The 14,063-nt window shown below is 59.9% G+C and carries 13 protein-coding genes and 2 pseudogenes; 7 read left to right on the top strand and 8 right to left on the bottom strand.

Features of this window, described 5'->3' with window-relative positions; genetic code table 11:
- Positions 1-94 precede the first annotated feature (94 nt).
- The 7 genes and pseudogenes from istA to FRZ40_RS18365 all read left to right on the top strand — a co-directional run bounded on the left by istA (position 95) and on the right by FRZ40_RS18365 (position 6,134).
- Entirely contained in the window at positions 95-1,633 is a 1,539-nt protein-coding gene (gene istA, locus FRZ40_RS18395; RefSeq protein ID WP_147235074.1) for an IS21 family transposase, read from the top strand.
- 9 nt (positions 1,634-1,642) lie between these two features.
- Positions 1,643-2,401 carry an IS21-like element helper ATPase IstB gene (istB, locus tag FRZ40_RS18390; protein ID WP_137337201.1) on the top strand — a complete coding sequence of 253 codons (759 nt, stop codon included), beginning with the start codon at positions 1,643-1,645 and terminating at the stop codon, positions 2,399-2,401.
- Positions 2,402-2,491: 90 nt separating this feature from the next.
- A pseudogene (locus FRZ40_RS18385) lies at positions 2,492-2,926 on the top strand (tyrosine-type recombinase/integrase); the annotation flags it as partial.
- 9 nt (positions 2,927-2,935) lie between these two features.
- On the top strand, positions 2,936-4,123 hold the full coding sequence (locus tag FRZ40_RS18380) for an IS91 family transposase (RefSeq protein ID WP_147235073.1): 1,188 nt from the start codon (positions 2,936-2,938) through the stop codon (positions 4,121-4,123).
- A 909-nt stretch (positions 4,124-5,032) separates the two neighbouring features.
- Positions 5,033-5,305, top strand: a complete 273-nt coding sequence (locus tag FRZ40_RS18375) for a hypothetical protein (protein ID WP_054925072.1) — start codon at positions 5,033-5,035, stop codon at positions 5,303-5,305.
- 42 nt (positions 5,306-5,347) lie between these two features.
- Positions 5,348-5,761, top strand: a complete 414-nt coding sequence (locus FRZ40_RS18370; RefSeq protein ID WP_054925073.1) for a type II toxin-antitoxin system HicB family antitoxin — start codon at positions 5,348-5,350, stop codon at positions 5,759-5,761.
- A 163-nt stretch (positions 5,762-5,924) separates the two neighbouring features.
- Positions 5,925-6,134, top strand: coding sequence for a hypothetical protein (locus FRZ40_RS18365; RefSeq protein ID WP_147235072.1), 210 nt, complete (start codon positions 5,925-5,927; stop codon positions 6,132-6,134).
- Between the two features lie 822 nt (positions 6,135-6,956).
- Here FRZ40_RS18365 and FRZ40_RS18355 read toward each other — a convergent pair.
- From FRZ40_RS18355 to FRZ40_RS18315, 8 genes and pseudogenes are all read right to left on the bottom strand, one after another.
- On the bottom strand, positions 6,957-7,163 hold the full coding sequence (locus FRZ40_RS18355) for a hypothetical protein (protein WP_029972085.1): 207 nt from the start codon (positions 7,161-7,163) through the stop codon (positions 6,957-6,959).
- A gap of 56 nt (positions 7,164-7,219) precedes the next feature.
- The gene (locus FRZ40_RS44430) at positions 7,220-7,387 is read right to left on the bottom strand and encodes a hypothetical protein (protein WP_167528678.1); all 168 of its coding nucleotides are present in this window, start codon (positions 7,385-7,387) and stop codon (positions 7,220-7,222) included.
- A 622-nt stretch (positions 7,388-8,009) separates the two neighbouring features.
- A pseudogene (locus tag FRZ40_RS18350) lies at positions 8,010-8,286 on the bottom strand (DUF1488 family protein); the annotation flags it as partial.
- A gap of 681 nt (positions 8,287-8,967) precedes the next feature.
- Positions 8,968-10,566: a SagB/ThcOx family dehydrogenase gene (locus tag FRZ40_RS18340; protein ID WP_147235071.1), complete on the bottom strand. Its 1,599-nt coding sequence runs from the start codon at positions 10,564-10,566 to the stop codon at positions 8,968-8,970.
- Positions 10,567-10,767: 201 nt separating this feature from the next.
- Positions 10,768-11,022: a DUF2513 domain-containing protein gene (locus FRZ40_RS18335; RefSeq protein WP_231950101.1), complete on the bottom strand. Its 255-nt coding sequence runs from the start codon at positions 11,020-11,022 to the stop codon at positions 10,768-10,770.
- 307 nt (positions 11,023-11,329) lie between these two features.
- Positions 11,330-11,647: a hypothetical protein gene (locus tag FRZ40_RS18330; RefSeq protein ID WP_054925081.1), complete on the bottom strand. Its 318-nt coding sequence runs from the start codon at positions 11,645-11,647 to the stop codon at positions 11,330-11,332.
- A gap of 1,535 nt (positions 11,648-13,182) precedes the next feature.
- Complete coding sequence (locus tag FRZ40_RS18320) at positions 13,183-13,380, bottom strand: SOS response-associated peptidase family protein (protein ID WP_054925077.1); 198 nt, start codon at positions 13,378-13,380, stop codon at positions 13,183-13,185.
- A gap of 283 nt (positions 13,381-13,663) precedes the next feature.
- Entirely contained in the window at positions 13,664-13,930 is a 267-nt protein-coding gene (locus FRZ40_RS18315) for a DUF1488 family protein (RefSeq protein WP_054932918.1), read from the bottom strand.
- Positions 13,931-14,063: the final 133 nt, after the last annotated feature.

Raw genomic sequence — 14,063 nt, 5'->3', positions numbered from 1 at the left:
TGGACAGCGATTTCACACGAAGCTGGACAGTAACGCTCTGATGTAGCGACGCGGGTCAACCGTGGCACGCTCGACGATTTCGTCGAGAGGCCACATGGCATATCCAACGTTGACCATGCGTAAAATTCGTGAAGTGCTGCGCCTGCATTTCGACTGCGGGTTTAAGCAGCGTGAGATTGCCCGGGCAGTCGGTGCCTCTCCAACGACAGTCGGACAGTATGTGCGGCGCATGGAGCGCGCAGGGCTTACCTGGGCGGTGTCGGCGACGCTGTCCGACGATGAACTCGAAGCGCTGCTGTACCCGCCGCCACCACAGGTCGAGGGGCAGCGGCCCGAACCCCACTGGCCCACCGTCCGTCGCGAGCTCTCGCGCAAGGGCGTCACGCTGGATCTGCTGTGGAACGAGTACAAGGCCGAGCATCCGGACGGCTATGCGTACACGTGGTTCTGCACGCACTACAGCCAGTGGGCCAGCTCGTTGCCCCTGACATTGCGCCAGACGCACGCTCCGGGCGAGAAGCTGTTCGTCGACTACTCCGGCGACAGGGTCGCAATCATCGATGCGGCGACGGGCGAGATCCGTGAGGCGGAGCTCTTCGTCGCAGTGCTCGGCGCGTCGAACTACACGTACGCCGAAGCGACCTGGACGCAGCAGTTGCCGGACTGGATCGGCTCGCACGTGCGTGCGTTCGAATTCATCGGTGGCTGTCCTGAGATTGTCGTGCCGGATAACCTTAAGTCAGGCGTACACAAGCCCAGCTTCTATGATCCGCTGATCAATCGCACCTACGCAGCAATGGCCGCGCATTATTGCGTCACTGTCCTCCCGGCTCGCAGCGGGAAGCCCCGCGACAAGGCAAAGGTTGAACAGGGCGTACTCCTGGTCCAGCGCTGGATTCTCGCCCGGCTGCGCAAGCAGCGCTTCTTCAGTCTGGCCGAGGCGAACCGGGCAATCGCCGGATTGCTCGCCAGCCTGAACAACAAGGCCTTCAAGAAGCTGCCGGGTTCGCGCCGCAGCGCCTTCGAGGAACTTGACCGTCCGGCGCTCAAGGCGTTGCCTGTGCTGCCGTACCAGTACGCCGACTGGAAGGTCGCCCGCGTCGGCATCGACTATCACGTCGAACTGACTGGTCATTACTACTCGGTCCCACATCGCTTTGCGCGCGAACAGGTTGACCTTCGTTACACCACATCGACGGTCGAGATCTTCCATCGCGGCAAGCGTATCGCCGCGCACGCAAAGAGCGACCGGCGCGGCGCCCATACCACGCTCAATGAACACATGCCCGCTAACCATCAGGCCGTCACTGGCTGGGACCCACAGCGCCTGCGCAACTGGGCGGACAGCATCGGCCCATACACCGCCGCAGTCATCGAGCATCTGCTGGGCGGTCGCCAGCATCCGCAGCAGGCCTATCGCACCTGTCTTGGTGTGCTTCGGCTCGCAAAGGACTATGGCAACGAGCGACTTGAGGTGGCCTGCTGCCGCGCCATCGATCTCAAAGCGCCGGGGTACAAGTTCATCGCCTCAACGCTGAAGAACGGTCTGGATCAGCAACCCTCGCCGACATCTGCACAGGCCGACTTACCGCTTACGCACGCCAACGTGCGTGGGCCCAACTACTACCATTGAAGGAGAAATATGCTCAGACATCCGACCATCGAGAAGCTGCACGAGCTACGCCTGAGCGGCATGGCCGCCGCGCTCACCGAGCAGCAGGGACTCGCCGACATCGAAGCAATGAGCTTCGAGGAACGACTGGGTCTGCTTGTTGAGCGAGAGTCCAGCGTGCGCGAATCACGGCAGACGACGGCGCGGCTACGCCGCGCAAAACTGAAGTTCCCCGATGCCGTGCCCGAGGACATCGACTACCGCTCGGCACGGGGACTCGACCGCAGTCTCATCGGCCAGCTGCTGACGTGCAACTGGATTCGCGAGCGCAACAGCACGGTGATCATAGGCGCCACCGGTCTTGGCAAGACCTGGCTGTCTTGTGCACTGGCCAACCAGGCATGCCGTCAGGGCTTCTCAACGCTGTATCTGAAAATGCCCCGGTTGAACGAGGATCTTGCCATTGCCCACGGTAGTGGCCGCTACGCACGCCTGCTGGCGCAGTGGGCAAAGACGGACGTCCTGCTGATGGATGACTTCGCGATGGCGCCCATGAGCGACGGCGCCGTGCGCGACCTGCTGGAGATTCTTGATGATCGTCACGGCCACCGTTCGACGCTTGTGACAAGTCAGATTCCAATTGAGAACTGGCACGCGGTACTCGGGGATCCGACGCTCGCCGACGCCATTCTCGATCGACTCGTGCACAACACCTATCGCGTCAATCTCAGCGGCGAGTCGATGCGCAAACACAAAAAGAGTTTGACCGACAAACCCCGATCAGAGTAAAAATCGGAAACCCCGCGTCGCTGCGCTCCGACTGTCCAGCTTCGCGCGAATCAGCCGTCCACCTTCACGCGAAACGCGTGTCCAGCTTCCACGAATTACGCAGACAGCCAGCGCATGACGCTGCGCGTTGAACAGGGTAAAGGTCAGAAGGACCGCTACGCGATGCTGTCCCCGGTGCTGCTTGAGCGCCTGCGGGTCTGGTGGCGAGTGGCCCGGGCCCAGGGCAAGATGCTCGACGGCGGCTGGCTGTTTCCCGGGCTCAATCCGATTGAATCGCTCAGCACCCGTCAACTCAATCGGGTGGTCCATGCGGCCGCCGAGGCCGCTGGAATCGACAAGCGTGTGTCCATGCACACCTTGCGCCATAGCTTTGCCACCCACCTACTGGAACAGAAGGTCGATATCCGCGTGATTCAGGTCATGCTTGGGCACAAGAAGCTCGAGACCACAGCGCTTTATGCCCAGGTCGCCACCGATATTCTGCGTGAAGTGGTCAGCCCTCTCGATGGTCTGGATCCTGCGTAGATAGCCGTCGTGGCGCATTGCGCGCTCGAGGTAGCCGATGTCTTCCGCGCTCTTGGTCCAGCGTGGCGCCAATCCGCTCACCTGAACCTTGGGCAACTGAAGGTGATGTCAGCGATCGAACAGTGCCGCAGCGCGGCGCTGGGAGGGCACGTGCTGCGTTGCCAGGGATGCGCCAGGATCGAGATCGCCTACAACTCATGCCGCAACAGACATTGTCCGAGGTGTCAGGCTACCGCTGCGCGCCGGTGGCTCCAAGCGCGTGAGGCCGATCTTCTTCCCGTCGAGTACTACCACGTGGTCTTTACGCTGCCGGCTGCGATCAGCGCGATTGCGTACTACAACAAGGCCGTCATCTATGGGCTGCTGTTCGATATCGCGGCCGAAACATTGCGCAGCATCGCCGCCGATCCGAAGCATCTCGGGGCACAGATCGGTGCCACTCTCGTGCTGCATACCTGGGGCTCCGCGCTCACGCATCATCCCCATGTGCATGGCATCGTTCCCGGTGGTGGGCTGTCGCCGGACCGAAGCAGGTGGGTAGCGTGCAAGCCAGGCTTCTTCCTTCCGGTGCGCGTGCTCTCGCGCCTGTTCCGGCGACGCTTCCTCGAGGAGCTGGAAGCGATCTATCGCCGCGGCCAGTTGCGCTTCTTCGGCGAATACGCCGAGCTCAACGATATGGCAGCCTTTGCCGGGTGGCTTGCGCCAATGCGTACATGTGAGTGGGTGGTATACGCCAAACGCCCGTTTGCAGGGCCCAAAGCAGTGCTCGCCTATCTGTCACGCTATACCCACCGGGTGGCGATCTCCAACCAACGCCTGGTCGCGCTCGACGAACATGGCGTCACCTTCCGCTGGAAGGACTACCGCGTAGACGGACGCACACGCAACAAGACCATGACGCTCCAGGCAGATGAGTTCGTGCGCCGGTTCCTGCTGCACGTGCTGCCTGGCGGCTTCCACCGCATCCGCCACTACGGTCTGCTCGCGAACCCATCGCGGCGCGAGAATCTCGCGACGATACGCGAGTTGCTGGGCGCCGCGCCTAACAGTGTCGGCCTCAGTGCCAACGTCGTATCCACCGTGGAAGTACCGCCAAGCTTCGTTTGCCGGCACTGCGGTTCGCCAATGATCATCATCGACATACTCCAACGCAGCAGACCTATCCGGGCACCGCCTGTCGAGTGCGCCCACGCATGAACGCCATCGTGTCAGGATGCACAATTCGACTGTCGGCTCTTCGGCAACGAGAGCCAATAGCAGACGCCTGTGCCTATCGTTCCAAACAGGCAGTCTGGCGCTGGCCGAGTCGGCGCGATGACAACCCACCGCTGTGCCGTCGCCGCGATCATGCGTGTCTAACCGCAGATTTACCCGCGTTTATATCCACCATGCCTTCAATGGGATCGAACAAATCGCCATAGCGGTGAAACGTTCAGACCATGCCGGAGCACTCCGCGGTTTCCTCCCTTGGGGCTTGTAGGACGCCTGCCCGCTGGCGTCTGGGGGAGTTGACGTGTCGATGGATCAGGGCAGGCGTCCTACAACCCTAAACATTTTGAGACATTGGACGTGCTTTCGCGAACGGCCGATAACCCTCGATTAACGGCCCTCCCAAAAAAACGGCGGCGTGGCGTTTGACCCGCGCAGTAACGCAGCTGCGGCACGTACGGCGAAGACCTGCATAACCATTAGAACGCCATCTGGACGCAGACAACGACTAACCTTGGACAGCGTCCCTTTTTCGCGTGGACGCTGCCTTTAACGCAATGCGCTCTGCAATCGGCTGGGTGGTGCGGGCTCAGGGCATGAAGCAGGAATCCGTCAAGCTCGTGCCGGCACCCGGACGCCGCGTACCGCGGTGCCCGACATTGCGTAGGCGATCGGGATGCGTGGCTCGCGCGCAAGCAGGAAAACGATGCCCTGCATGAGCAGGTCGTCCCGGCGATCTCGGCACGACGCAAGCTTCGCTTTCACACGTCAAGATTTAGTTTGCTTTTCGACGGCATTGAGCGCATGGTGAAAAGATCCAGATGTACCTGACCGCCCTTTCGCATCCGGACAGGCATCGGTTCATGACGGTCAGTATCGCTTAAGGAGCGTGCCATCATGACCATTCCCACCATCGAATACAGAGGGTACGAGCTACGTGCGTACTCTCACCAGGTGTTTCCGCTACATCGTGATCCGTATGCCAAAGGACCAAGGCAGTTCTCATCGTTCGTACGGATCGACACCATTCCGTCCGGCGAAGTCAAGGCACGGCGCTATGCAACGTTGTTCGACGCGTTAAGTCCCACCACCGCAGGTGACGCCATCGACCTCGCGATGCAATACGGCAAAGACATCGTCGATGGCAAAGTTGAGCCAACCGAACTATGACATACCGAATGTGAGTCAGCCCGCAGCTGAGTGGAGCAAGTCATGCAATATCCGCTTTATGTGCACCGGGACGGCAATACCGGCTTTCGCGCCAGTTTTCCCGACCTTCCCCGAGCAGTTGCGCGTGGCCATTCGTTCGATGAACTGAAACGCAACGCACAGGAGGTTGTCGAGCTGATGTATGACCGCAGCGAGCAACTCATACCCGCTCCCACCTGCAGTACGTCGGAGTTGCAATCGCTCGACATGGACGATGGGAAAGGGATCTGGATGTTCATCGAGATCAATCTGGCACGGGTTACCTCGAAAGCCGTGAGCGTTCAATTCAGTCTGCCCGAGAGTCTGCTGCAGAGAGTCGACGCTGCAGCAAAAGAGCGTCACTCGACGCGCTCTACGTTCTTTACGCTGGCTGCCGTACACGAACTTGGAAACCGGGACGAAGGGCAATTGCCCTAGACGCCGGTTGTCCGGCAGATGTCCGCGGACCGATGTCGTCGCACGCCACGACCGGCGTCACCAATCAAGACTAGAACTTACGATGTGCCGCGTCGTCCCGACTATCGAGGGCGACGCCAACCGCCTGTTGGCGAACCGGTTTGTTCGATAGTAGGAGTGCGTCATGATTGACGATCAGGTAAATGCCGAAGAACTGGCAGAAAGCCGGAGACAGAGAGAGGCTGCGGCCAATGCGACAGATGATGGCATGCGGGTGGTCCGGGAAGATAACGAGCGAGATGCCGCCGAAGGGATTCGACACAGAACAGCGAAGCAATGGGTCAGGCACGCAAGAAAATGGCTGGGTGCTGGCAGCGGCTTTTTGCGACGCTGAACGTCGGTGACTCATAAGGAAAATATTGTTCCGCCCTGAGACGGCGGAGGCGGAAGAACCGGCGAAGGGTCGGTTCTCTCGCAGTGGGGCGGCATCGTTCCGGTACAAAAGTCCTAACCAGGCTCTGACGCCAGATCTGCTAGCGCAGGTTTGAGAAGACCGGCTACGGTGCCATATCGCGATCCAGGCGAGGTGGCATGGATTTCGACGTGAAGCCGCACGCGTGAAGCATCCGCGGCTCGTGTGACAAGTTCGGGCCGCCCGAGCCCCGGTACGGCTTAGCGTGCAGACATGCCAGCCCGGCCGGTACAGACTTGATCTGTGACACCGAATCACTTCTGCAAGGATCCTGATGTCGCGCTACCAATTCGAAATCGACCTGACGCACCTCGAACAGATCATCCCATTACTTGTGCGCGGAAATCCGCTCGCGCTATCGTACTGGCGACGTCGCATTTCTTCGCTATCGACGCAGCAGGGTCTGCTACCCGATGGGAACAGGCGCGTAACCCGACTGCTTAGTGTATTCGATGAAGTCGAGCGCGCATTGACATCAGGCAAGGCCACCGCCAGACGGTCACCGGGATGAACCGCGACGCGTTTACGTCCCGGTCGCAGCGCCTTCAAATCCGGTAACAGGCGCTCGAATTCCCGCTTGATCACGGTTCAGCACTCGCAATATAACGGAGGCCGCAGTGACGCCTCTCAAGACGGCGAAGACGGATTGGGTCAAATGGTACCGGAGTAGCGGAATGGATCTGCTCACGACGGCGGGCGAAGTGAATTGCTCCGCCCGCATCGCGTCAGAACACCGAAACCCTATTACTCCTTTCCCCCACCGTTGATCCCGCTTCCGCTTCGCCATACCTGCTTTCCCCGCTCGGAGAGCTCGCCGCAACTATGCTCCGCGTCGGCCTCCGTCCCTTCGATCGCCATTTCGCCGCCGGCCTGTTCCTGTGCCTTTTGCTTCTGCCTGTGCCGCGCTGCCACAGCTTCATCGTGCGACCTGCCTGCGTAATTCATGGTCATCTCGCCAACTCCTTAAGAAAGTAGTCTTTGCAACGTGCAAAGCTGCCCAGCGCGTGTCATCTCTGGAGCGACAATCCCAATTGCTCGCGTAGCCGGTCCAATAGATGGTGCTCATCCATCCAACGGATCTCCCGCTTGCGCAGAAGGCTGTGCCTGTATCGCCGCAGCGACACGCCGAACATCAGCGCCAGCCCGACCGCGATGCCCCACATTGCATACGTCATATCATCCTTTTCAATCTGTTTTCGCTTTACATACGGCGACAGACCGCACGATAGAGAAATAGCACGCGCGCGCCCCAGCGCGTCCAAAAATCATGTCGAATCATTCAGTGCTTGTGGTGCAGCCAGTCGCGAATTGGATGCACGTCTAGCCAGCGGGTAACCGGCGCGTCCTTGTGTTCTCGCCTGTACCGCGCTGTTGCGAGTGTCGCGACGCATAGCAGCACCACGATCCCCACTACAAAACTAATCATTGACTTGGGTCATCGCAGCCTCCTTTGAGGTCAGAACCATGCTTATATTTTAGGTGGCCAGGGAAATAGCAGGCGCCATCTTCATTCAACGCTCCTTGTTTCGCGCGAACCGTGTCGAGCGGCTGCATACTGCGATACAGCCAGCGACGCTACTCAGCGGGTCCAAGGATGACGTTCCGGCGTGGCCGGACGAACGGTCGATTCAGACTACCTTGCGCTAAATGCAGCACAGGCAATGGTTGCACCCCTGATCGTCGTCAGAAGCCAAGCGGCGTTGCCCCGTTAGGACGGTGTGCAGGGCACTCCAGGAAGCCGGGGATTGGCGGATCTGGAAGCATTCTCGCGACAGGTCTGTAGCTCATGAAATCGAAATATCGATTCGGCGGAGCGCCGACATACTGCTTCTTTGCGATTTCGAGAACCTTTTCATGAAACTCGTCAAAGGCACCAGGCACCGACCGCTCGTCGGATCCAACGTCAGATTGCAGATTTCTGAGCATGGCGTCGTCGACCACGAAGGTGATTTCGCGTGAATTGTCGTACCCCCCAGAAACACACGCAATGTCGGGAGGCATCATAGCTACGGCTGGGGTTGGGAAATTTAAGCACCGCGATCAACTCTTCGCGCGCACGGCCGAGTAGCGCCACTTACTGGCGTTGGAGTCGATCGTGGCGTAACTGACACGTCTTTGCTCTGCTCTCAGAGCATCCGCTGCGTCGAGTGTATGAGCACGCGTCCTGCGTTCGACGGCATACTCGCTCTCGCTGCCAATTGCAGCCGAAGCAGGTTTGAATTGTGATCGCATGATGGGCTCCGAAGCTGGAGGTCGCGCGTGGGCGACCCGTCTCCCCACTGTATACCCTTTGGCTGGCACCAACGTTTTTATTTGCCGGGGATCCTTGGAGTTCAGTTTTCCGAAACGTTTATACAATGCGACCTTGAAGAATTCGCTCGGACGGCGACCGCCGTCGCTTGTCCAGCGCCTTTTGCTCCGCTATACGCAGGCGCTGATCACTAGATGGCGGCGACCGCCGACGGAGCAGATTGCGCTGGTGGGTACCACTGCCGCGCCGGGAGAGGTCATGACTGACCTCTAGGATTTACCGTGCAGGATCGTTGGGCACGCCCGCACTTCGCGTCGTGGGTCATTAGCTTGCTGCATCGCCTGAACGGGGGACTGCGAAAACACATCAGCGCGTTGCCCACCAAAACGCCGGCGTCATCCCCTGACTGACGACGATGTCCAGTTCGGCCGCTCCAACCGTTCAATCGCCGGGCGCTCGGGGGAAAATACCGCCTCACCACGATCGGGACGTGAGGCTGTCGCTTCAAGGCTGAACCTCATACGGTGGACACGTGGACAGGCGCTGATCGTCTACCGCACGGCCGACGGTGAAGTGATACAGGCTTTGCCAGGTGTGATCCTCCACGCCGAGCAGTGCGTGCATTTCATCATCGAAAAAGCAGCCAATCCCTGTCGCGCGCACGCCGGCGGCTTCGGCTTCGAGATAGAGCACCTGGCCAAGAATGCCGCATTCCCAGAACAGATGGCGATAACGCCATGGCTGTTTCAACGCGATTCCGAATCCCGCGATCATCCCCAGCGTAAAGCAGGAATCGGCGCCGATATCCTGGTGGCAGCAGATCAACTTTGCCGTGGCGCGTAAATCGTAAGGCAGCAGAAGATAGAGCGGCAGATGATCGGGGCCGGTCTTTTGCCAGAGCCATTCTGGACGTAGAGACCGCTTGAGATCCGGCAGCGCGCGCGGATTTCTCACGAACATATACAGGCCCGGCTCCAGGTCGCCCACGCGGTGCACCATTAGCGCTGCATGCACTGCCGCAGGAGACACCAGCGCATTCCACGGCGGCGTGTCATGACGTGGCAACAGGCACGCCAGCATGCTGAAAAACGCCGCCTTGGCGATGGACGTCGTACCGTCGAAATTCACCGCGCTGCGACGCTGCCGCGCGATCCGGGCAAAGCTGAGATCAAGGGCGGGCGCCGCGGGCGACGGATGCAGCTCTGGATTCGGCGAGGTTGGTTCGCGAGTACGGGCCTTATGCGTGGCGCGATGGATCGAATCGATATCCGGCCACTTCACATGTCCCGGACTCAGCTGATTCGCGCGTCCGTGCCACTGTGCGCTATCCAGGGCGATCAGCATGCGCTCAAGATCAGGCCGCAATGCAGGGTTGCCGATCCAGAGCAAGGCATCCGGCGCCTCTGCTTCTGCCTTCGCGAAATCTTCTCCGCGGTTCAATCCAAGCAGGTTGGCCACGGCGTCGTCCGCAGCCGCCTCCACCAGCCGCGTCTGCCAGCCAAGCGCTGCCGCGGCGTAACTCACCGCGGCGATGACATGGCCGCTATCGTGCTGGCAGTAGCGCCAGGCGCGTATGCCGTATTTCCACGCCTCGCGCCAAGGGATCGAGCTTATGCCGACCAAGACGCCGCTTTGCGGGAACGCCTCGCTCCATCGTTCGTCATCCACTGCAGCGCGACATTCAAGGGAATGGTCCCGGCTCAGGTAATGGTAGACCCCACCGGACAAGCCGGGCAGAGTCGGACACAGAAGATAGCCCTCGGTCGGATGCAGATTTCCGCTCGAAGGGTTGCAGCGCAGTGCCCACCGCTGGGTCCCGTAGGATTTCCACGCCGACAGGCCGAGCGAAAGTTCGAACAGGATGGCCAGACTGGAAAGATCGAATCTGCGCGCGGGCGGCAAAGCGCCGCAGCGCAGTTCGTTGTAGCGTGTAGTCAGGCTATCCGCGGCTAACGGCAGACCAATGCGCGGTGCGCCGTGAAACACCCGGAACGGATCCGGTTGGGTTGCCCAGTCGAGTATCCCGGGGCCAGGGGCGTAGCCGCTGACGCGATGCTTGCTGCGCTCGTGATATTCAAGCATTGCATGCTTTAACCGGTCCATGTTCCCCTCAGACCAGGAATATCCGCACATGTGGCTGTACAAAACCGGCTGGCTGGACGTCCGGGCGCGGTCGTCATCAAGTCGTGGAATCGAACGCGCTTCGGCAAACTGCTACTGCGTTCGGCGCCTCCTGTGCGATGCCCCGGCAATCGGGTTGTCTTCACGAAAGCCGGGGGATTTTTCCAGCGCTTAGGTCACCCTTCAGGTGTCTTCGAAGGTATTCGGGACCGCCGACTTTAAAAACTCGTGGCCATCCCAGGTTAGCCGCCAGTCGCTACCCATCGAGCGGACGAGATTTGCGTCGGCCAGCAGGTTCAACTGATACCACACACCCCGGTTCGAAACATCGAACGCATCCTTGAGCGCGCTTTCAATGTCATATTCGCTGAGGTGCGGGGATTTGTTTTCCTCGAGAGTCTTCAGTATTGCGAGTGCCAGATTCATATCGCGTTTCACGATTTCCTCCTGTCGCAGATAGGACATACATCGAAAGCGCGCCACGGGTGCAACGTCCGCGCGATCATACCGGGTGTGGCTTGCTGCACGGCTCTTTGCGCTTTCGCACAGTGCCGCGAAAAGGGTGGCACGACGCGAGCCGCGGAGTACACCGCGAGCCCTGTCGTCTCGCCGGTGGGGAGCGCTGATTGCAGAGCTGACCGGCGGCGCCGCAATCGATGTGATTCCGGGTTCCCGACAGGCTCATGCCACGGTCCGAACGCGTCGGGGGTGAATTTCAACACCAGTCGCGAGCGCTGCCTGGGATTCAACGCTTCGGTCCCCTCATACCCTCGGTTTCCATCGCAGCATTCCGCTCTTCGAAGGCTTCAATGGGTTCCATGGTCTCGTCGATGGAAGCTGTCGCGCGTTCTGTGGCCGCCTTCGTTTCGTCGACGGTGGAACCGAGTCCTCCCTCGTCGTCGCTCGGAGGCTCCAGCATGTCTCGAAGCATGGCCTCCAACTCCGGGGTGTCCCACGGCGCGCCATGCTGCTCTTTCTTCTTTATGTAGTGCCTGACTTCTGCGTCCTGCTCCGGCGTCAGGGGAAGACCGCGAAATGTACTTTGGGGGCTAGCGTCGGTCATGGTATTGCTCCGGAATTTATCCATTTTGAGTGTAGCCCTGTTGTGGCCAACGAGCCTCCACTATCGGTCAGCGCATGGACTGGTCCGTCCATTCGCATCGACTCGTCCAGCGAGCGGACGTTGCTGTCGGCACAGATGCGAGCCTTGGCGCTTTGCACAATTGCTGCTGATAGCGGCACCGTGCAAACAATCCCGGGCGGGACAACGTCACGCGATGACATGGTTCAGCGCAGGGGCCTCACGCAGAAGGGACTTTGCGTCTTTTGCGGCAGCTGCAGGCGGTTTCGACCGCTCATGGGCGATGCGCAACGATGCAAATTGCGATGGGTCATGAAGGATGGCAGGAACTATGACAAAACTGTCCGGACAGTTTCCCATCGAGCACGTGCACTAAAGCTGTACGCTGGTGACTCCCGACTGCGACCGATCGGACACTGATGAGCGCATCGCATTTGGCTTTCACAACCTCAGCCGCAACTACGACGCACTCGGGCACTGCGTAACGTTCTGGGGTTATGACAACGTCGTGAAGGAGATCACGAATATCGGTGTCGGACCGAGGGGAGGGCGGAAGATGCGACTGATCGAAGCGGACGAACGTCAGGTTCCTCCGCGCGTCTGCATTCCACAGCTTGCAGCCACGGATTGGTATCCCAACTGGTTACCATCGCAGTGCGGCACTGAAGGATTTCCTCTCGTTGGGAGGCGACGATGCAATTCGAACTACAGGCCTTCCATATCGACGCGTCACCTCTTAATGCCGGCGGCCATTACTATCCAGTGGTGCGTCGAGATCGCGGCATAGGTGGAGTGATTTGACTACTCGAACCGGATCATTGGAGACCAATATGCAGCCTTGCAATGCCTGTTGCGAATGGGTCGGCAAGCCATCCAGCGCTCCCCCGCATGGCGATCTTGCCGCTTCCGGCGTCAGTGCAATCGAGCCGCCGGGCCGCATGAGGAAAATCGGCAGCAACTCGAACTGCACGGTCTGCGGAAGCTGGCTATACCAAAATACCGCTGATGGCGCCCCTCCTAACGAGTGGGTGATGGGCGAGCATCAGCGCGATTCGCCCGGGAGGACGTGACAAGCGGTGCTTCGAAAATCACGATGGAGACTGGCATGCTGCGACGCAACGAGCTATATAGGGGATGTAAACTGGACGTCGCAGTCGATGGTGACGCACTTGCCGGGTTCTATATCGCCGCACGCAACGTTCCGATGCCAATTGCTCGATTTCGTGACGCGTCGGCTGCATTCGCAGACGGATTCAATCGGCTTCGCGCTGCGGTTGACGAACACCAAGGCAAGCGAGGCTAGTCTTGCACATTGGTTCACGGAACCCTGTGGGAAGACACGCGCCGCACGGGAACGGTGGGCTACAACGTGCAGGCTGCAGTTGACGTGAAACGATTGGCTCATGTCGAGCCGGAAACCGCCACTTACGAGTCGTTTCCGAACGCTCAAAGGGGAAGCAATCAGCGACCTTTGCGACACACGGTAACCGGCCAGCACCACCCTGTCGGCAATGGTGTCAGGAAGTGGCGATCGGATCAGGCTTGATGCAGCTCGGCTTCGCTGAGGCGACAGCGGCCATCAGTTCTGACGGAAATACCTGCAGGGACGATCGCGCCTCCTCGGCGCTCCTGCAGTCGAGCCAGTCGCCATATCCTTTCGACCGCACGATCACGATCGAGCGCTGCTCGTCTCTCGGCTTGTGGAAGCGACGCATGAGCGGATGCTCATCGGCATTGATCGGGAGGGTGGCTGTGGATTTCGGCGAACTGAAGGGGGCGCGCTCGACTATGGGGTTGCCCGCGCCGAAGGAATGCGGGATGCTGATTTATACGGCGAAGACGCCGACGGGTGTCCGGTGTGTACGTTAGGCGATCCGTCGAGCGGGAGGTTTTCGCTCCATCGACCGATCCGGAGCAGGCGCGACCGATCATTGCGCACGCTGATGGATGTCCTGCAAATGCAGATGCTTGTGCGCGACGGGTCCACGCCTATGTGGTTCAGGAGATCACGTACCGGATCTGTTGGCCACCTTTGTATAACGTTTTGGCCAGTTCCCGTATTTGGTCGAGACTGCGATCGAACGCGGCGAGCAGATCGGTTTCCTCGCTGCGGGTTCCAGGGTTGAGCTTCATCAGGATCTGGCCATCGACAAGAAACGCGATCTCGCGAGCCTTGTCGTAGCCCCCAAAACACACGCAACGCCTTGATGCGTCGTAAGAACGACTGGGATTGGGAAAGCTGAGCCCGACCACCTTCTTTGCCATCTATTCCCTCGATGAGACGTAGTGCCACTTTGCGGCATTGACATCAATGCGCGCATCACCCTCAAGCCGCTTCTGGGCACGGTCTGCTTCCGCCTGCCGCAAGGCTTCGGCGCGAGCCCTCCGGGTCGCAACG

It is taken from the genome of Paraburkholderia azotifigens (assembly GCF_007995085.1).
In the GTDB taxonomy this organism is placed as follows: domain Bacteria; phylum Pseudomonadota; class Gammaproteobacteria; order Burkholderiales; family Burkholderiaceae; genus Paraburkholderia; species Paraburkholderia azotifigens.
The sequence above is the reverse complement of the archived record's forward strand: the minus strand, read 5'-3'. Positions and strand labels throughout refer to the sequence as shown.